This window comes from Ancylobacter polymorphus, from assembly GCF_022836935.1.
GTDB classification, from domain to species: Bacteria; Pseudomonadota; Alphaproteobacteria; order Rhizobiales; family Xanthobacteraceae; genus Ancylobacter; species Ancylobacter polymorphus_A.
This window is the reverse complement of the sequence record NZ_CP083239.1, coordinates 4,009,696-4,029,078: the sequence shown is the minus strand read 5'-3', so window position 1 is coordinate 4,029,078 and position 19,383 is coordinate 4,009,696. Positions and strand designations below refer to the sequence as shown.

The window sequence follows — 19,383 nt, the reverse complement described above, 5'->3', positions numbered from 1 at the left end:
GGCTGCAGCGTGTCGCGGCCGGGGGCCTCCTCGGCGCGATGCTGCTGGGCGGGGGCTCATACGCCTGGCTCGCCGGCGTGCGCGCCAGCGCGCCGCCGCCACCTCGTCTCGCGCTCTCGGTGGAGGTGCGCGACCGCGAGGGCCGGCTGCTGCGTCCCTTCGCTCTGCCGGACGGCCGCTGGCGGCTGCCGGCGCAGACGCGCGACATCGACCGGCGCTTCCGCGACATGCTGATCGCCTATGAGGACCGGCGCTTCTACGCCCATGCCGGCGTCGATCCGCTGGCGCTGCTGCGGGCGGCCGGGCAGATGCTGCGCCATGGCCGCATCGTCTCCGGCGGCTCCACCCTCACCATGCAGGTGGCGCGGCTGCTGGAACCGCGCGAGGGCAGCGGGCTCAAAGCCAAGCTCGGCGCCAAGCTGGCCGAGATGCGCCGCGCCATCCAGCTGGAAGCGCGGCTGAGCAAGGACGAGATCCTCGCGCTCTATCTCACCCTCGCGCCCTATGGCGGCAATATCGAGGGCGTGCGCGCGGCGAGTCTCGCCTGGTTCGGCAAGGAGCCACGCCGGCTCTCGCTCGCCGAGGCGGCGCTCTTGGTGGCGCTGCCGCAGGCGCCCGAATCGCGCCGGCCCGACCGTTTCCCGGAGCGGGCAGCGCGGGCGCGGGAGAAGGTGCTCACCCGGCTCGGCGAAGCCGGGCTGTTCGGCCCGGCGGAGGTGGAGTACGCCCTGCGCGCGCCCGCACCGGGCGGCCGGCTCGACCTGCCCCGGCTCGCTCCGCATGCGGCGGAGGAGGCGCGGCGCCAGCAGCCGGCCCTGCAGCGTCACGACCTCGCCATCGACGGCTCGGCACAGGCGCGGCTGGAAGAACTGGCGGCAGAGCGGGTGCGCGAACTCGGCACCGGCGTCTCGCTGGCGCTGGTCATGGTGGACAATGCCAGCGGCGAGGTGCTGGCCCGGGTGAGCGGCGCCGACCCGCTGGACGCCACCCGCGCCGGAGCGGTGGACCTGACGCGCGCCATACGCTCGCCCGGCTCGACACTGAAGCCCTTCATCTACGGCCTCGCCTTCGAGGATGGCATCGCCCACCCCGAAACGCTGATCGAGGACCGGCCGGCGCGCTTCGGCGCCTATCGGCCGCGCAATTTCGACCGCGACTATCAGGGCACGGTATCGGTGCGCCAGGCGCTGCAATTGTCGCTGAATGTGCCGGCCGTGGTGCTGCTGCAGGCGGTGGGGCCGCAGCGCCTCGCCAGCCGGCTCGGCCAGTCCGGCTTCGCGCTGAAGCTGCCGCCGGGCGAGGTGCCGGGGCTGGCGGTGGGGCTCGGCGGTGTCGGCATGAGTCTCGATGCGCTCGCCGGGCTTTATGCCGGCATCGCCAATGGCGGGCGGGCGCAAGCGCTGCGCGATCGAATGGATGGCGCCGCCTCCGGCCCCGACGGGGTGCGCGAATTGATGAGCCCGGTGGCGGCGGCCTATCTCGCCCAGTCGCTCGCCGGCACGCCGGCGCCGCGCAATGAGCGCGCCGGGCGCATCGCCTTCAAGACCGGCACGTCCTTCGGCTATCGCGACGCCTGGGCGGTGGGGTTCGACGGGCGGCGGACCATCGCCGTGTGGGTGGGTCGGCCGGACGGCCAGCCCGTGCCGGGCATGATCGGGCGCGAGGCGGCGGCGCCGATCCTGTTCGAGGCCTTCGCCCGGCTGGTAACGCGGCCGGCGCCCTTCGCGCCGGCGCCGCGCGAGGCCATCGAGGCGAAAAACGCGCAATTGCCGCCGCCGCTCCGGTTTTTCGGGCGGGCGTCGGGGCAGGGCGGTACGGAAAATGGGCCGAAAATCGCGTTTCCGCCCGATGGGGCGAATCTGGAGCGCGAGGGCGACGAGCCAATGGCGCTCAAGGTGAGCGGCGGAACGGGCCCGCTGACCGTGTTTGTCGACGGCGTGCCGGCCAGCCAGCCCGCCGGGGCCGCCACATTGTTCTGGCGGCCGGCGGGCGCGGGCTTCGTACGTCTGACCGTCATGGACGCTGCGGGATCAACCGACAGCGTCACCTTGCGTATTCGCGGAGCGGCCGATGAGGGAGCGGCCACTCAGAGCGGACGTCTCAGCGGCCGTTGACGGCGGCGCGGGCGATGTCCTGGCGGGTCAGGCCACGCTTGGCGAGGGCGGCGTCGGACAGGCGGGACAGGGCCTCATAGCGCTGGGCGATGCGGCGGCCTTCACCGATGGCTTCGAAGAAGCTGGTGACGTTCTCGACGAAACGCGAGAAGAAATCGGACGAGGTGTGGTTCAGGGTTGTGGTGGTCATCTCTGGCTCCTGTATTCTGTATGCCAGCGAATATAGAGATTTCACCGCAGCGCAAAAGACGGAATGCTGCATGGCAGCACTGAAGAGCGTGCATGCCTGCTTCTGCCTGTTAAGCCGGCATTAACGGTGGTGGGGTGGCATAGATCAACCAAAATGGTTGGAAGTGTTCCAGGATCGGCAAATTGTCCGCCCATATCTTCGCCTTTTGGCGAAGAAGCTATGCCAAAACTGCTGGTCGGTATGCCTGCTCTTCCTTTGCGGCATGGCTGGGCGTGGCGGGCCGCAGGCGGCGCAACGTCGTGCAGGGCTCGGCTCGGTCGCTGCGGATGATCGCGCACGGCGATGGGGTCACGGGGCCTCGGGTGGCGGATTGCGTCTTCGCGGGCCGCGGCGGTGCCCATCTGGGGAGGACGGTGGAAACTGCGCGAGAGGGGGTAGACCGGGCCAGCGGGAGCGTCTATAGAGCGCGCCACTGCCGCTGCCCCGCGCCCCGACACTGCAAGAGTCGACGCGGAAAGCCCTGGAAGCGTCGTTTGCGGCGCTCTGGTGGGGGATAGTTTAACGGTAGAACTGCGGACTCTGACTCCGTTAGTCCAGGTTCGAATCCTGGTCCCCCAGCCACTCCAGATAAGTCTTTGAAATCAAAGACTTTAATCTGCGGCTACACCCGCCAAATACACCCACGAATACACCCATTATCAGCATCAGCGATGCGCTAGCGCGCAAATTCAGGCGGCCTCCGCGCTCCCTGAGTGGGGCCTTCGCCCTCTATCCGTTTTCCACGTCGCCGCTTGTTCTCTTTTCGTTCTCATGCTTCGATCCGGGCACGAGGAGAGACCGCCATGCAGACGAAACCCGAAACCACCCCCGAAGAGCAGCCTGACGCCCCCGAGGCGCCCGCTTTCGACATCACCGAGGCGGACATAGACGAGGTGATAGTGACCTGCTCAGGGGACCCTAGGGCGGCCATACGCGCCCTTCTGATAGGTCAGCAGTTCCTAGAGGCGGCGCTTGAAGAGGCTCGTAAGGAGGCGTCTTGGGGCTATGTGAGGGGGCGGCCTTCGCGGTGGACGAAGGATGCGCCGGAAGGGTGAAGTCACCGCGAGCATGATCCTGCGGGATCATCCGTGGCGCGTGGTGTTCCCCGACGGGGGGGGGTGAACCACGACCACATGCGGGGCGCGGGGCGCCGTTAGCTCAAGACGCGCTTCTCTCCCAAATCACCTCAGGCAGCATGCCCCGTCTATGGAGTTCAATTCTGCTTAGCCCAACCGTCCGTATCCTCTGCGCTGCGCGTCGCATGTTTTCGACATAATCCGGACGCGGCAGCAGCGCCCCAAGCTGCTTTCCAACCCTAGTAAACTCTAGATGCGGCCAGTTCGTTGTGGATGATTGAGTAAAATGGACAAGAATCCAAGCATCTTCAACGCACATCGGCGACCAAAGCGAGTTGTCTCCAAGATGCGGCTGGTACGGTGGGAGATATTGTGTGATGGAGGTTGGAGCTATGAGGCCCGCTTCGCTGAGGCGCTTCCATCGTGTAAAGCCCTCACCCCGCTGAAGTTCAGGGTCGTAGTCTAAGCACCCGTCGATAGATTTTTCCCATGCCCAACTGAAATCCTTGGCAATTGATTGGTCCAATTCGCTGACGGCTCGAAGGGTAGCCATGCTGAAGGAGCCGGGACGAAAAATTTCTCCCGCCAGTATTCGGCCAAATAGGTCCTGAATCCGCTCTGATGAGGCATCTTCCGCAAAGCGCATAAAGCGGTTCATCCAGTCATCGTCCGGCGGCGCGGCCTGCGTGCTGTCATTCGCTTCCTCTGCGGCATACTCCACCGCGCGCAGCCCTACTGCAATACGGTTCGCTGTTCTTTGGATGCTCGGCGGAAGGTACAACTCAGTGGCCGCCTCCATTAACAAGGGGTCCTTGATAGCTTTTTCGGCTACGGCCTTAGCAAGGATGGCCGTTACTGTAGAACGTGCGAGAGTGGTATCTTCGACTGCCTGCGCGGGGCGTTTAATCCATGCAGCCGGTATCGCGACAATCCCTCCGAAAATATTGCTGAGGGCCTTTATCAGAGATGTCTGAACCGGAGCTGGCAGCGTGCTTGCTAATTCCGCGAGCGGGACCAGATCGGTGCCTTCAGGGGTAGTCATCCGCATCCTCCCTCACTGTCGCTGTAAGATGTTAATCTCCCAAAGGCTCGCTCGGAAGGGCCTTGCCATCACCCGCAACGGCAACGCAACTACCACCTATCGCATTCGCGTGGTGCCTCTGGAGGGGAACCCGTGGTTTGTGGCGACCGACGTTTGCCGGGCCCTTGGCCTCACCCTCGATGGTGGCTCTACCCGCCACCTGAGGAACCTCAATCAGATTGATGTTCGCCGTGGGAGGGTGACTACCGGCCCGCAGGGTGGTCGCCCTAATGCGCTCATCTCCGAGGCCGGCCTCTACGAATTGATCGCGCGCAGCAACAAGGCCGAGGCGCGCGCCTTCAAGGATTGGGTGTTCGGGGAAGTCCTTCCCACCATCAGGAAGACAGGCGGTTACGTCCTTCAGGGCGCCGCCGGGCGGCCGTGGGCGAGGGCACGGCAGCCGGCTTATGCTTCCTGTAGATGGAGGGCCGTTCCAAAGAGGGGACACGCGCCGCTTACGGGTCCTGCATAGGGAGTGAAGGTTCCCACATCAGGCGCGGCCGACCACGAGCGCCCGTCTGAATCAGGGCTTCAGCTCGGCAACCGGCACTGACTTGTTGACATGGAATACCTCACGGGACTGCTGATTGCCGGCCCATTTGAGTCCTGTGCCTGTCCCATCCGAGATGAAGTAGACGATGCTGCGGACATCCCCATCGTTGTCAGCAACGGGCTCGCGGTCGATCCGCGTGATAGTCCCGCCGAAGTACGAGGGCTTACTCTTCACCTCGTGGAAGCAGATCGGGCGGCCGATCAGGCCGGGAATATGCCCCGCATGGAACCTCCACGACACCGACTGATACTGCCCCTTCTCAATCTGCGTCACCCCCTGCGGAGTAATGCCCTTCATGCGGCAAAGGACGTGCAGGGATATCGACTCATCCAAGTGTGTTCTCCATCAACCAATGCCGGCAACTCTGTCCTGTCGCGGCGGTCGCGCCCGTAGCTGCCAACGAGACGAAACATTCTGGCAATCCACCAAGGGCAGCGCTACTCCTGAGACGGTGCAAATATGCCTTCTGGAGTGAAAGCCTGTGTCAGTAGGCTTGCGGTCAGATCAGCCCTCGTTCTTTCCCGATGAGGTTCAATGGCGGCTTGGCAAGTACGTGTACCGGCTGGTCGATCCACGCACGAACGAGACCTTCTATGTGGGTAAGGGGACCGGGAACCGGGTCTTTGAGCACGCTCGCGGTGAGATAGAGCCTCACCCGGAGGAGCTTCTGCCGCCCAAGCTCGACACCATCCACCAGATCAAGGCGGCGGGACTTGATGTCGTACATGTCATCCACCGCCACGGCCTCACCGACACTGAAGCATTCCTTGTGGAGGCGTCGCTCATAGACGCCTATCCAAACCTCACCAATGCCGTTGTCGGCCATGGTTCGGGTGAATACGGCCTCATGACGGCCAAGGAGGTCATGATCAAGTACGCCCTTCCCGAACTGCCGATGAACCCGCCACACCGTCTCGTGCTGATCAACATCCGAAAGCTGACCGACCGCGAGAGTACCGAGGACATCTATCGGCTGGTACGTTACTGCTGGCGGATCAACAAGGCTCGTGCGGAGCGTGCGGAGTATGTGCTCGCGGTCCTCCGGGGTGTCGTGCTCGGTGCTTACAAGGCCACCGAGTGGCTCCCTGCCACGCGCGAGAATTTCCAATCTGAAATCTCATATGCGGATGGCTCCGAGGCGCATCGGTTCGGGTTCAAGGGGGAGAAAGCCCCAGCGGACGTTTGGGACTTGTATGTCGGCCAGTATGGAAAGCGGATCACCCAGCCGGAGTTGAGGCACGATCAGTACCCCATCCGCTACTGGCGTTGCTGAGAAGGCGACACTGCGACTGGCGCAGCATCCCTCATCACGACCACCTTCAAGGGCACCGAAATCCGCGCCGTGGATCACCCCGAGAAGGGGATGGTGCTGATGGCTGTAGATGTGCTCCGCACGGCAGGCTACGCAATTGGAAAGGCCGGTGCGCATCCGCTTCTCAAGTATGCCGGGGTCTCTGAAACGGAGCGGATACATCTACTTGGAAGCACCCTAGTGTGTTGATTTCCACTGAGATCTGACCCTGCAGGAGCGGATTTTTCCATCGAGAAGTGACCCATGTTTTCACCACGTCTCACGCGGCACACGCGGGGGACAGCGGAGTGATCGACATGGAGTTATTGAGCGTCATCCGACGCTGGCATCATAGGGATCGTAGCTCGATCCGGGAGATATCCCGCCGCACCGGGCTCTCACGGAACACCGTGCGTAAGTACCTGCGAGCGGACAGCGTCGAACCCCGGTTTCACGTTCCGGACCGGCCGAGCAAGCTCGATCCCTATGCCGACAAGCTCGCGGCGATGCTGCGGGTGGAGAGCGGCAAGTCGCGCAAGCACAAGCGCACCGTCAAGCAGTTGCACGCCGATCTCGTGACGTTGGGCTATGAGGGCTCCTACAATCGGGTGGCGGCCTTTGCCCGCGACTGGAAGGCCGCCCGGTTGCGCGAGCAGCAGACCAGCGGCCGCGGCACCTTCGTGCCGCTGGCCTTTGTGCCCGGAGAGGCGTTCCAGTTCGACTGGTCTGAGGACTGGGCGATCATCGCCGGCGAGCGCACCAAGCTGCAGGTCGCTCACGTCAAGCTGTCCTACAGCCGCGCCTTCACTCTGCGAGCCTACCCGCAGCAGACCCACGAGATGCTGTTCGACGCCCATAACCACGCCTTCCGGGTACTGGGCGGCGTGCCGCGGCGGGGGATTTACGACAACATGCGAACGGCCGTCGACAAGGTCGGCCGGGGCAAGGAGCGCCAGGTCAACATCCGCTTCTCGGCCATGGTCAGCCACTTCCTGTTCGAGGCGGAGTTCTGCAACCCGGCCTCCGGCTGGGAGAAGGGGCAGATCGAGAAGAACGTACAGGATGCCCGTCATCGGCTCTGGCAACCCATACCGAACGTCCCCTCGCTGGAGGCCTTGAACGAGTGGCTCGAGACCCGGTGCCGGGAGCTGTGGTCGCAGGCCGGGCACGGCTCGCAACCCGGCTCGATCGCCGATGTGTGGGCTGAGGAGATCCGCCACCTGATGCCGATGCCGCGGCCGTTCGACGGCTTCGTCGAACACGCCAAGCGCGTTTCCCCGACCTGCCTCGTCCACCTCGAGCGCAATCGCTACAGCGTGCCGGCCTCCTTCGCCAACCGCCCGGTGAGCTTGCGTGTCTATCCCGACCGGATCGTTGTGGTCGCTGAGGGACAGGCCATCTGTGAGCATGGTCGGGTGTTCGCTCGCTCCCATGATCGCCAGAGCCGGACCGTCTATGACTGGCGGCATTATCTGGCCGTGGTCCAGCGCAAGCCCGGCGCATTGCGCAACGGCGCACCGTTCGCCGAGATGCCGCCGGCGTTCCGATCCTTGCAGCAGCATCTGCTCAAGCGGCCGGGCGGTGACCGCGAGATGGTGGAGATCCTGTCCCTGGTCCTCCAGCATGACGAGCAGGTCGTGCTCACGGCCGTCGAACTCGCGCTGCAAGCAGGCGTGCCGACCAAGACCCACATCCTCAATCTGCTGCACCGCCTGATCGACGGTACACCGCTGAGCACGCCGACGATCCCAGCTCCTGGCGCCCTTACGCTGACCACCGAGCCTCAAGCCAATGTCGAACGCTATGACGCCCTCCGCAGGGCCAGGGAGGCGCGCCATGCGTCATGATCCGGCCAGCGGAGCCCTCGTCATTATGCTGAGAAGCCTCAAGATGCACGGCATGGCGCAAGCCGCTGCCGAACTCATCGAACAGGGGTCTCCCGCCTTCGAGACCGCCATGCCGATCCTCTCACAGCTCCTGAAGGCAGAGACCGCCGAGCGGGAGGTGCGCTCGACCGCCTATCAGCTCAAGGCCGCCCGCTTCCCGGCCTATCGCGACCTCGCCGGCTTCGACTTCACCAGCAGCGAGGTCAATGAGGCGCTCGTGCGCCAACTCCATCGCTGCGAGTTCCTCGACGACGCGCACAACGTCGTCCTGATCGGTGGTCCCGGTACCGGCAAGACCCACATCGCCACGGCTCTCGGCGTCCACGCCGTCGAGCATCATCACAGGCGGGTCCGCTTCTTCTCTACCGTCGAGCTCGTCAACGCTCTCGAACAGGAGAAGGCCCAAGGCAAAGCGGGTCAGATCGCCGGTCGGCTCCTCCATGCCGACCTCGTCATCCTCGACGAGCTCGGCTACCTGCCGTTCAGCACCTCGGGCGGCGCCTTGCTGTTCCACCTGCTGAGCAAGCTCTATGAGCGCACCAGCGTGATCATCACCACCAATCTCAGCTTCTCCGAATGGGCTGCCGTCTTCGGCGATGCCAAGATGACCACGGCCCTGCTCGACCGGCTCACCCATCACTGCCATATCCTCGAGACCGGCAATGACAGCTTCCGCTTCAAGAGCAGCTCGGCAAAGCCACCCAAACCCACCAGGGAGAAGCCGCGAAACTTGACCGCAACCTAACCCCAAGACCACCATCAGCCCGGGTCACTTCTCACTGGAAATCCAGGGTCACTTCTCAACGGAAATCAACAGGTGCCGCGCCCTTCGATGTCATCAGCCCGGCAGGGCAGGCATGGCTCCGTGTGCGGTGGGCTGATGCCCTCGCGAAGCTGAACCACCGGGGAGGGCGGGGACCCGTTGCGGTGGCCGGGGCGGCCCTCAGGGAGTTTCAGGTTTCCCGTGGTCGGGAGAACATGCCGGTGCAGGAGGCCGTGTGCTGGTTGTCCGACCATTTCCCGAGGCTCTCGCAGGAGGACATGGCCGTCATCCTTGATGTCACCCGGCAGCTCGTGAGCCGGTATCAGGGCGTTCAGGCGAAGCAGCGGAAGGAGGCTCGGGAGTGGGTGGAGGCGACGAGATGAGGGTGGTGTCTCAGGGATGAACCCGGAGGATAGCTTCATGGGCTCGTGTTGTGGCAGCTTGCGTTTGGCGAGGTATATTACCCATGAGCGCAACACGCTGGAAAATGGGGAACAGCTCGTCCCACGCAAGCGCCGATACCGGACTCATTTACCCTCCAGCCCCCGGCGCTCTTGAGGGTCGTCAATGAGAGCAAGCAGAGCTGCCTGCGCCTGTCTAGCCGCCGCTACGACTTCCGCCCATCTCGCGTCTGACAGGATGGCCGCGTGGTCGTCATCATCCGTGGGGCTTTCATAGCTTGCGGCTAGCCGGTGAAAGTGCGCTACGGCCGCGACCTCACGGGTGCTCACAAGCCCCTCGCGCAGCAGTCCCTCATAGCCTTCGTCTGCTAATCCCGTATCGTCGAAGTATGAGCAGAGGCATTCGGCGAATGAGAAGCGCGGATTGCGGTTCGACATGTCGAGCCAAAGCCGCTGTTGGGTTTCATCATCGGCAAATGCCCGGATGCTGGAGAGCCAGCTCACTCTCCAGTGACGCCGCAATTCCATGTCCCTGTTCATCGTGCTCCTCCCACGGCTACGAGGCGCTCTCACTCTCGGCAGGGGCAGCACCCTCCGGCCGCTTCGGCTTCTCCTTCGGGAACTGCACGGCCTCCACGCAGGCCCGCAACTGGTCCACGCTAGGGCCGCCTGAATAGGTCCCCAGCGTCATCCCCTGCCGCACGTGGCCGACCACGCTGGAGATAATGTGCGGGGGTTGCCCGGCCATCTCAGCCTTCGTGATGAACCAGCGGCGGAAGGAGTGGAAGTCGATATTGCTCTGTCTCGCTCCGGGCGCTTTCTCGTCCACCTTAAGGGTCGTCCGCAGGCGGCCGAAGTGCTTCGTGATGGCCTGTCCGGGTTCCATAGAGCTGCCCTCTTTGACGGCCGGAAGCTCGCTGAAGAGGCGGTCTTCGGGTGATTTTCCGTTCGTCCGCGCGACTACGAGGGGGGCCACAAGGGGGTGGATGGGCACGACCCGGTTTCCGGCCTTGGTCTTCGCGTTCAGCACGTGGAAAAGGCCGTCACGCACGTCCTTCACCCGCAGCTTGGCAATCTCGGACACGCGCATTCCCGAGAGTGCCGCGATGCGGATGGCGTCCCCCAGCATCGTCGCAGGTTCCGTGCCCTTGATGAGGGTCGTTATCTCGTCGTCGGTGAAGGGGCGTTTGGTGGTCGCCACCACCTCTAGGTCTCGGTCGTTTACCCCCTGTCCGCGCCAAGGATTGTCGCCCTCGACATACCCGCGCTTCTCCAGCCATCGCCAAAAGGAGGACAGGCAGGACACATCCTTGTTGATCGTCTTCGGATGAATGCCCTTCTGAATAAAGTGCTCCGTGACGTACTGCCCCGCCTTGCGCCGGGTCACGTCCTCAATCGCGGAGCAGAAGGACGCGAACTTGGTGATGGCGCGCCGGTAGTCGTGCTTCTGCCGGGGCTTCATGCTGATCCGCTCATCAAGCCACGGATCAATCAGCGGCAGGAAAGGCGTGGCGGCACCCGTCGCGACAGAAGCGAACTCGACAGCGGCGGCCTCTCCCTCGCTCGCTTCAATCGCCTCCGCGCGCTGATAAATGAGGTCCCGCAGGAGGCCCTCACGTTCCTCCTCGGGTACACCCCCAAGCACCTCAGCGGTTTTCCAGCGGAGAGCCTCCTGCAAGCGGCTATCCCGAGCCTTCACACTTCTGCCCCTCGCTTCCTCGAAGGTCTGCCTGATTTCAGCGATGACCGCGTGTTTCAGTCGGGCGGCTTCGGACAGACTCTCCGTGCCCAAGGAGACCACAATATGAGGCTTGCCGATGGTCGCTCGGATGTCCTTGGGCACTGCGATACGGACGCGCCATTGCCGCCGATGCTGCTCAAGATGCGTTCGATCATAGCGCATGGAGGGGTCCGATTGGGTGGCTGGGGAACGAAAATACACCCGTCCAATACACCCACCAGCTACACCAGTGCAATGATTTCGTTATAGAATATGGGTTTGAAGGGCCGAATCGGAGTGTCCTGGTCCCCCAGCCATCTCCGATAGGGCCTGGAATCACGGGCGGATGCCCCGGCGGCCACTGCCACGCAACGGCCTCAGCCCATCGAGCGGATGAAAGACCCTCCCGGGATTGGCAATGACAGTGAAGCCGCGACTCTATGTGTTGGGTGCCTCCTGTTCCGGCGTGTCCACACTGGGCCGGGCTCTCGCCGCGCGGTTCGATGTCCCACCTCTCGACGTCGACGACTTCTACTGGATGCCGACGGATCCTCCCTTCAGCGTCAAGCGTGCGCCGGAGGACCGGGTGCGCCTGATCGCGCAGCAGCAGCGGGAAGCCGAGGGCTGGGTGCTTTGCGGCTCCTTCATGGGCTGGGGTGAGGCGCTGGTTCAGGCCGTCGACCTCATTGTCTTCCTCATCACGCCGACACTGGTGCGGCTGCAGCGCCTCGACGCGCGGGAGGAGGCGCGGCACGGCGGGCGCATTCGGCCCGGCGGCGACATGCACGAGGCCAGCCGCGCGTTCCGCGAATGGGCGTCGCGTTATGACGATCCATCCTTCGACGGCCGCAACCGGGCCCAGCATGAGCGCTGGCTGGCCGGGCAGGGCGCTCCGGTGCTGCGCCTCGACGGCGAGCGCCCTGTCGAGGAGCTGGTGCTGTCCGTGGCCGCAGCGCTCTCCCGCTGATCGGAGCGCTTGCGGGGGAAGGCATTTTATCCCCCCGCTACGCTCATTGGTGCTGCTGGAAGCCTCAGTTGCCGCCGTCGTCGGCATGCCCGGCCTTTTGTGGGCGGCGCGGGAAGATGCGGTAGACCGTGGCCGGGGAGACGCCAAGCGCGCGGGCGACATCGGGCACCGCATTGCCGCTCGCCAGCAGGCGATGGGCTTTGGCGATATCCTTGTTGGACAGCGATTGCGGCCGCCCCCGGCGGCGCGGGCCTCCGCTCGTGGTCGCCGGGGTGGGGGCCGGCTCGCTGAGCTGGGCGAGCGCGCGGCAGGCGAAGGCGAGGGCTTCGCCGGTGGGGATCATCATGTCCATCGGCATATGGCCGAGCTGGATGGTCACGCCCTTCCGGCTGAGCGAGGCGACGATGCGCACCACGGCTTCCACATCCACGCCGAGATGATTGAGCGCCGGCACAACAAGCACATCGCCCACCCGCGCGAAATCGAGCGCCGACCGCAGGCCGGGGCGGTCGATCCGCCGGTCGTCGTCAATATCGCTGAACACATGCTCGCAGCCCAGCGCCCGCAGCGCGGCGGCTTCGGCGGGCTCTGATCCAGCAGTCGGCGGCAGCGCGTCGCGACGGGCAGGAAATGTGGATTCGGTGACGGGACGGGGGGGTACCCCCGCTTCGGATTCGACCAGACAATAACCGATGAGCATCATTCCCCACAGGCTGGGTGCGCCTCCCGCAACGGCGCGCATGACCGGAACCGTTCCGGTTTTCTCGCCAGCCTTCCCCTCATAGATGCAAAAATAGCACGGTCGCGAAAAACTGCTATGCCGACGTGCGGTTGTAAGCGAATGCGATCATTCATCGTGATTTTTGAGAGCGGCGGACCACACTCGGGTGTGGTTACGAAATGGTTGAGATTCCATCCATTTTGGAAAGGAAAAAGAGAGTCGCCATCCAGAATGGAGGTTTCTTACCTAAAATTACGCGAGCCTTTATGAAATAAGGGTCTGTTGCAGTCCCTCAGATTCTTGAACTAGTTTGCATCCGAATCGTGGCGTGCCTGCCGTGCGGGTACCGGCGCTGTCGCGGATCGGGCGGGAGTACCGCCTGCAAATTGGGGAATCGGGGGAATTTCATGGCGAGAAAAATTGCCAGGGTGCGTGGTGCTGCGTGCGCTATGAGCGGGTTCGTGCGTCGCAACGACACCCATGCATCTGCGCCGGTCATTGTCGATCATCGCAGGGCAGTGCTGTTCGGCTCGGTGTCCGGCGTTGCCGTGGCGGCGATGCTGGCGGCTGCCGTCATGCTGTCCCCGTCCGGGGCTGACGCCGAACCGGCGGCTCCGGCTAGCTGCACAGAGACCCCGAGTGCGGGGAGCTGGTTCTGCGACAACAGCCCGGTCCCTACCGACGGGGACATTAACGGCAACGAAAATGCGAACACGATAACCATCATCGGTGGCAATTACTCCTGGTATGACACGGCCACCGGCTTCAGCAACATCAACGGGCAGGGCGAAGATGACGTGATCACCGTCGCGCCCGATGCCACGTTGCCTGATCACAGCTCGATTTACATCAAGGGCTCGATCAATGGCGACGACGGCGACGACACCATCAATTTCGGCGGGGGCACGCTCTCCTCGGACACCGGCACCGTCTCGCTCTTCCAGGGCAATATCGATGGCGGCGACGGGGATGATGTCATCAATGTGACCGCCTCTGACCAGGTTGGTACAACGATCGAGCGGGGCGGCATTCCGGGCACGGCCAACATCTATGGCGGCTCCGGCAATGACGAGATCAGAATCTTCAATTCGTCCTCGCAGGACATTCTGATTGAGGGCTCGGTCGACGGCGGCTCTGGCCGCGACGAGATCTCGGTTTTCGCAACGGATGGCGGCGATATCTACATCGGCGGTGATGTCGAGGGCGGGCGCGGCGACGACAGAATTCTGCTCGGCGCCTTCGGCTTCCGCAGCGATGTGCGGGCCGACGACGTCGAGGGCGGCTCCGGAGACGATTTCATTGGCGTGTTCAGCGGCTTCGGCGGCGAGACGCGGGTGGACGACATTGACGGCGGTCGCGGCGACGACTTCATTCTGGTCGGCAATGTGTTTGGCGGCGAAACCCGCGTCGACGACATCGACGGCGGCTCCGGCAACGACTTCATCGGCGTGGTCAGTGTCCTCGGCGGTGAAACGCGCGTCGACGATATCGACGGCGGCTGGGGTAATGATGCCATTGTCCTGGCGGCGATCGGCCCCGGCGCGGATGTGCGTGCGGACGACATCGATGGCGGCTGGGGCAATGACCTCATTCTGGTCGGCAACGCGCTGGGCGGCGAGACCCGCGTCGACGATATCGACGGCGGCGCCGGCAACGACTTCATCGGCGTGGTCAGCGTCCTCGGCGGTGAAACGCGCGTCGACGATATCGACGGCGGCTGGGGTAATGATGCCATTGTCCTGGCGGCGATCGGCCCCGGCGCGGATGTGCGTGCGGACGACATCGATGGCGGCTGGGGCAATGACCTCATTCTGGTCGGCAACGCGCTGGGCGGCGAGACCCGCGTCGACGATATCGACGGCGGCGCCGGCAACGACTTCATCGGCGTGGTCAGCGTCCTCGGCGGTGAAACGCGCGTCGACGATATCGACGGCGGCTGGGGTAATGACGCCATTGTCCTGGCGGCGATCGGCCCCGGCGCGGATGTGCGTGCGGACGACATCGATGGCGGCTGGGGCAATGACCTCATTCTGGTCGGCAACGCGCTGGGCGGCGAGACCCGCGTCGACGATATCGACGGTGGCGCCGGCAACGACTTCATCGGCGTGGTCAGCGTCCTCGGCGGTGAAACGCGCGTCGATGATATCGACGGCGGCTGGGGTAATGACGCCATTGTCCTGGCGGCGATCGGCCCCGGCGCGGATGTGCGTGCGGACGATATCAGCGGCGGTGACGGCAATGATCTGATCGTCCTCGGCGCGGCGTTCGGCGGCGATGTCCGTGTGGACGACGTTTCCGGCGGCGACGGCAACGATGCGATCGTTCTGGCGTCGGCCGGGCGGTGGAGCGATGTCAGCACCGACGACATTTCCGGCGGCGACGGCGACGATCTGATCGTGCTGAGCGCGTCGGAGGGCGGCGAGATCCGCTTCGACGACATTTCTGGCGACAGCGAGGATCGCCGCGGCGGCGACGACCGGCGCTACCGGGCGAGCAATGACGATGTGATCGTGCTCTCGGCGACCGAAGACGGCGAGATTTCCGGCAATGACATTGACGGCAATCGCGGCGATGACTTCATCGGTCTGTTCGCTTCCGAAGGCGGCGACATCCGGGTTGAGGACATTTCCGGCGGCGACGGTGACGATATCCTGGTGCTGGCGGCCACCGGCCGCCGCAGCGACATCGAGGCCGAGGACATTTCCGGCGGCGATGGCGACGACTTCATCGGCCTGCTCGCCTCGCAGGGCGCTGAGATTCGCGTCGACGACATCTCCGGCGGCGACGGCGACGATATCATCGGTCTGCTGGCCACCCGTGGCGGCGAGATCCGTGCCGACGACATCTCCGGCGGCGATGGTGACGATTTCATCGGCCTGATCGCCAGCGAGGGCGGCGAGATCCGGGTTGACGACATTTCCGGCGGCGACGGCGACGATCTGATCGTGCTGAGCGCGTCGGACGGCGGCGAGATCCGCTTCGACGACATTTCCGGCGACAGCGAGGATCGCCGCGGCGGCGACGACCGGCGCTACCGGGCGAGCAATGACGATGTGATCGTGCTCTCGGCGACCGAAGGCGGCGAGATCCGTGGCAACGACATTGACGGTGGTCGCGGCGACGACTTCATCGGCCTGTTCGCTTCCGAGGGCGGCGACATCCGGGTCGAGGACATCGACGGCGGCCGTGGCGACGACACCATCATCCTCGCGGCCACCGACCGTCGCAGCGACATCCGCGCCGACGACATCGATGGCGGCTCGGGCGACGACTTCATCGGCCTGTTCGCGTCCGAGCGGGCGGAAGTGCGCTTCGACAGCATCTCCGGCGGCTTCGGCGACGACGTCATCGGCCTGCTGGCGACCAAGGGTGGCGAGATTTCCGGCGGCGACATCTCCGGCGGCTTCGGTGACGACGCCATCGGCCTGATCGCCACCAAGGGCGGCGAGATCCGCGTCGATGACATTTCCGGCGGCGATGGCGACGACACGATCGCCCTGCTGGCCTCGAAGGGCGGCGAAATCCGCTTCGACGACATCTCCGGCGATGGCGGCTGGTTCTCCAGCGGCGACGACCGCATCGTTCTGGCGGCGTCGGAAGGCGGCGAAATCCGTGGCAACGACATTGACGGTGATCGCGGCGACGACTTCATCGGCCTGTTCGCTTCCGAGGGCGGCGACATCCGTGTCGACGACATCGACGGCGGCCGTGGCGACGACACCATCATCCTGGCGGCCACCGACCGTCGCAGCGACATCCGCGCCGACGACATCGATGGCGGCTCGGGCGACGACTTCATCGGCCTGTTCGCGTCCGAGCGGGCGGAAGTGCGCTTCGACAGCATCTCCGGCGGCTTCGGCGACGACGTCATCGGCCTGCTGGCGACCAAGGGTGGCGAGATTTCCGGAGGTGACATCTCCGGCGGCTTCGGTGACGACGCCATCGGCCTGATCGCCACCAAGGGCGGCGAGATCCGCGTCGATGACATTTCCGGCGGCGATGGCGACGACACGATCGCCCTGCTGGCCTCGAAGGGCGGCGAAATCCGCTTCGACGACATCTCCGGCGATGGCGGCTGGTTCTCCAGCGGCGACGACCGCATCGTTCTGGCGGCGTCGGAAGGCGGCGAAATCCGTGGCAACGACATTGACGGTGGTCGCGGCGACGACTTCATCGTGCTGTTCGCTTCCGAGGGCGGCGACATCCGTGTCGACGACATCGACGGCGGCCGTGGCGACGACACCATCATCCTCGCGGCCACCGACCGTCGCAGCGACATCCGCGCCGACGACATCGATGGCGGCTCGGGCGATGACCGCATTGCCCTCTACGCCGATGGCGGCGACATCCGCATCGACGATATCGACGGCGGTTCGGGCGACGACGACATCCTCATCGCCGCCACGGATGCGGAGGGCAGCTGGATCTCCCTCGACAATATTCGCGGTGGCTCGGGTGACGATCTCGTCGTGCTGTCGGGTCTCGACAACATGAACTCCAATTTCTTCATCGGCGGGGAGATTGACGGTGGTCGCGGCTTCGACACGCTCCTCGTCACCAATGGCAGCACGCTGTCGCTGGATGAGGTCGAGCGCTTCCAGCAACTCGGCGTGTCCGATGGCTCCTATCTCCAGCTCACCCAGCGCTGGGTGAACTTCAACGGCAATAGCGGCACCGACGGGCTGGTGGCGGTCGACTCGACCTCCTATCTGCGCCTCTCGAACGCCAATGCCGACCTCGACACGGGCACCTTCGTTCTCGAAGGTTCGCAGGAGGGGGAACTGGGCTACCGCACGATCAATACCGGGGTGGCCGCGGGCGACCTCGCCGTGACCGGCGGCGTGCTCGACGTGGCCGGTGACTCGGTCGGCGGTGTCCATGACACCCGGATCGAACTCTACCACGCCACGGACAACCTGGTGCTGGAGGATCTCCCGGCCGCGACCTTCATCAACCAGGGCACCATTGCGCTGCATAATGGCATTGATGACGTGGCCGGCGACCGCCTGACCATCAATGGCAACTATGTCGGCGGCGGTAACCTGCTGATCGACACCTATCTCTACGACGCGGCCAGCGCGACCGACATTCTCGTCATCAACGGCAATGTCGCCGCCGAGAGCACGACGACCATCTACGTCAACAACACCAACCCCGGCGAAGGCATCTACACCGGCACGAGCTTCGGCCAGGGCATCAAGGTGGTGGACGTGTCGGAAGGCAGCGCCTCGCCCGACGACGCCTTCCAACTGGCGCGCAACAGCGTCAGCGGCGAGCGCGAAGTGATGGGGGGCGCCTTCTCCTACCGCCTGTTCCAGGATGCTTCCAGCGGCGGTCTCGCCGATGGCGGCAGTGGCGGCGACTGGTATCTGCGCGCGGGCTACACCGCGCAGGCCACCGGCTACGCGACCGCGCCGTCGGCCATGCAGCGCCACTTCTACGCCGGCATGGACACGCTCTATAAGCGCCTCGGCGAGATGCGCCAGCAGGAGCAGCTCGAAGGCCGCAACGCCGATCTGGCGCAGTCGGTGAATAAGGCCCCGGCCTATCAGCCGGTGCCGGCGCCGAAGTTCCAGATGTGGGGCCGCGGTGGCGGCGCCGATCTCAGCTACGACGTGAGCGGCGGCTGGGATTTCTCGCAGCAGAGCTGGGGCCTGCAGGCCGGCGGTGACTACACCTTCGACTATAATGCCTGGCGCATCACCCTCGGCGCGTTCGGTGGCTATGGCTGGTCGGATGTCGATGTGGATGGCGACTGGACGTCCTGGGGCGGCAGCTCCACCATGGACATCAATGGCTGGAATGCCGGCATCTACGCCTCGTTCCGCCAGGTCGGCCTGGCGCCGGGCGCCGGCTTCTACACCGACGTGGTCGGCAAGGTCGACGTGCTCGATCTCGACATCGCTTCCACCAGCAACGTGACGGCGAACACCGACGCCACGGTGTGGGGCGGCTCGATCGAGATGGGCTACGGCTTCGAGGTCGCGAGCGGTTGGGTGATCCAGCCGCAGGCCCAGCTCGCCTATGCCAGCGCCAATCAGGATGCCTATGTCGACTCGATCGGCACCTATGTGACGCCGGGTGATGCGGACTCGCTGATCGGGCGCCTCGGCCTGCAGGTTCAGTCGACCTTCGTCATGGCCACCGGCCAGACGCTTACGCCCTACGCCACCTTCAACGTGCTGTCGGAGTTCCTGGGCGACAACAAGACCAATGTCGCGGGCACCGTGCTCACCAGCGACATCAACGGCACCTGGTACAATGCCGGCCTCGGCTTCACCGCCGACCTCAACGGCACCGTCGCCCTGTTCGCCAACGGCGAATACAATTTCGGCGATGTGCAGGGCTGGGCTGGTACGGGCGGCGTGAAGGTCCGCTGGTAAGCGCCGGCACAGGGTCCGCGGCTGCGGCCGCGGGCCGGAAGACAAGCCTGGGCCGGCCCTTGTGGTCGGCCCATTGCTTTTCTGTCCGCTCTATCGACAGGCGCCATCGCCGATCCGCTGCATCTCGCTTTGCGGCGCGATCAATGGCAAAGACTGACCGTGATTTTCACCCCGTGGCGTGCCATGACGGTGTCGAAA

At 64.8% G+C, this 19,383-nt stretch carries 14 protein-coding genes and 1 tRNA gene; 9 read left to right on the top strand and 6 right to left on the bottom strand.

The window, feature by feature from the left end; all coding sequences use genetic code 11:
- Positions 1-38 precede the first annotated feature (38 nt).
- Positions 39-2,114, top strand: a complete 2,076-nt coding sequence (pbpC, locus tag K9D25_RS19245; protein ID WP_432207958.1) for a penicillin-binding protein 1C — start codon at positions 39-41, stop codon at positions 2,112-2,114.
- Here the strand turns inward: pbpC and K9D25_RS19240 are convergent.
- Entirely contained in the window at positions 2,101-2,304 is a 204-nt protein-coding gene (locus K9D25_RS19240) for a DUF1127 domain-containing protein (protein ID WP_244377435.1), read from the bottom strand. The two genes, pbpC and K9D25_RS19240, sit on opposite strands and share 14 nt — an antisense overlap.
- A 547-nt stretch (positions 2,305-2,851) precedes the next feature.
- On the opposite strand from K9D25_RS19240, the gene K9D25_RS19235 reads away from it, so the two are divergent.
- Positions 2,852-2,925, top strand: a tRNA-Gln gene (locus tag K9D25_RS19235).
- A 221-nt stretch (positions 2,926-3,146) separates the two neighbouring features.
- Positions 3,147-3,398 (top strand): hypothetical protein, encoded by a 252-nt coding sequence (locus tag K9D25_RS19230; protein ID WP_244377433.1) that lies wholly within the window; start codon positions 3,147-3,149, stop codon positions 3,396-3,398.
- A 103-nt stretch (positions 3,399-3,501) separates the two neighbouring features.
- Here the strand turns inward: K9D25_RS19230 and K9D25_RS19225 are convergent, their stop codons facing one another.
- Positions 3,502-4,461, bottom strand: a complete 960-nt coding sequence (locus tag K9D25_RS19225) for a DUF2806 domain-containing protein (RefSeq protein WP_244377431.1) — start codon at positions 4,459-4,461, stop codon at positions 3,502-3,504.
- 28 nt (positions 4,462-4,489) lie between these two features.
- Here K9D25_RS19225 and K9D25_RS19220 point away from each other — a divergent pair, with 28 nt between their 5' ends.
- Positions 4,490-4,972, top strand: a complete 483-nt coding sequence (locus K9D25_RS19220) for a BRO-N domain-containing protein (RefSeq protein WP_244377429.1) — start codon at positions 4,490-4,492, stop codon at positions 4,970-4,972.
- 51 nt (positions 4,973-5,023) lie between these two features.
- Here K9D25_RS19220 and K9D25_RS19215 read toward each other — a convergent pair whose 3' ends face one another.
- Positions 5,024-5,386, bottom strand: a complete 363-nt coding sequence (locus K9D25_RS19215) for a hypothetical protein (RefSeq protein ID WP_244377427.1) — start codon at positions 5,384-5,386, stop codon at positions 5,024-5,026.
- 220 nt (positions 5,387-5,606) lie between these two features.
- Between K9D25_RS19215 and K9D25_RS19210 the strand changes: the two genes are divergently transcribed.
- The 3 genes from K9D25_RS19210 (at position 5,607) to istB (ending at position 8,975) form a co-directional block, all read left to right on the top strand.
- Positions 5,607-6,326 carry an LEM-3-like GIY-YIG domain-containing protein gene (locus tag K9D25_RS19210; protein WP_244377425.1) on the top strand — a complete coding sequence of 240 codons (720 nt, stop codon included), beginning with the start codon at positions 5,607-5,609 and terminating at the stop codon, positions 6,324-6,326.
- A 335-nt stretch (positions 6,327-6,661) separates the two neighbouring features.
- Positions 6,662-8,191, top strand: a complete 1,530-nt coding sequence (istA, locus tag K9D25_RS19205; protein WP_244450770.1) for an IS21 family transposase — start codon at positions 6,662-6,664, stop codon at positions 8,189-8,191.
- On the top strand, positions 8,181-8,975 hold the full coding sequence (gene istB, locus K9D25_RS19200; RefSeq protein ID WP_244376040.1) for an IS21-like element helper ATPase IstB: 795 nt from the start codon (positions 8,181-8,183) through the stop codon (positions 8,973-8,975). The genes istA and istB overlap by 11 nt, the downstream gene beginning before the upstream one ends.
- A gap of 545 nt (positions 8,976-9,520) precedes the next feature.
- On the opposite strand, the gene K9D25_RS19195 is transcribed toward istB, so the two are convergent.
- Together K9D25_RS19195 and K9D25_RS19190 are read right to left on the bottom strand one after the other, a co-directional pair.
- Entirely contained in the window at positions 9,521-9,934 is a 414-nt protein-coding gene (locus tag K9D25_RS19195) for a hypothetical protein (RefSeq protein WP_244377423.1), read from the bottom strand.
- Positions 9,935-9,950: 16 nt separating this feature from the next.
- Positions 9,951-11,297, bottom strand: a complete 1,347-nt coding sequence (locus K9D25_RS19190; protein WP_244377421.1) for a DUF6538 domain-containing protein — start codon at positions 11,295-11,297, stop codon at positions 9,951-9,953.
- Between the two features lie 235 nt (positions 11,298-11,532).
- Between K9D25_RS19190 and K9D25_RS19185 the strand changes: the two genes are divergently transcribed.
- Positions 11,533-12,081, top strand: a complete 549-nt coding sequence (locus K9D25_RS19185; RefSeq protein WP_244377419.1) for an adenylate kinase — start codon at positions 11,533-11,535, stop codon at positions 12,079-12,081.
- Between the two features lie 64 nt (positions 12,082-12,145).
- Here the strand turns inward: K9D25_RS19185 and K9D25_RS19180 are convergent, their stop codons facing one another.
- Complete coding sequence (locus tag K9D25_RS19180; protein WP_244377417.1) at positions 12,146-12,823, bottom strand: recombinase family protein; 678 nt, start codon at positions 12,821-12,823, stop codon at positions 12,146-12,148.
- A gap of 440 nt (positions 12,824-13,263) precedes the next feature.
- Here K9D25_RS19180 and K9D25_RS19175 point away from each other — a divergent pair, with 440 nt between their 5' ends.
- Complete coding sequence (locus K9D25_RS19175) at positions 13,264-19,185, top strand: autotransporter outer membrane beta-barrel domain-containing protein (protein WP_244377415.1); 5,922 nt, start codon at positions 13,264-13,266, stop codon at positions 19,183-19,185.
- Positions 19,186-19,383 lie beyond the last annotated feature (198 nt).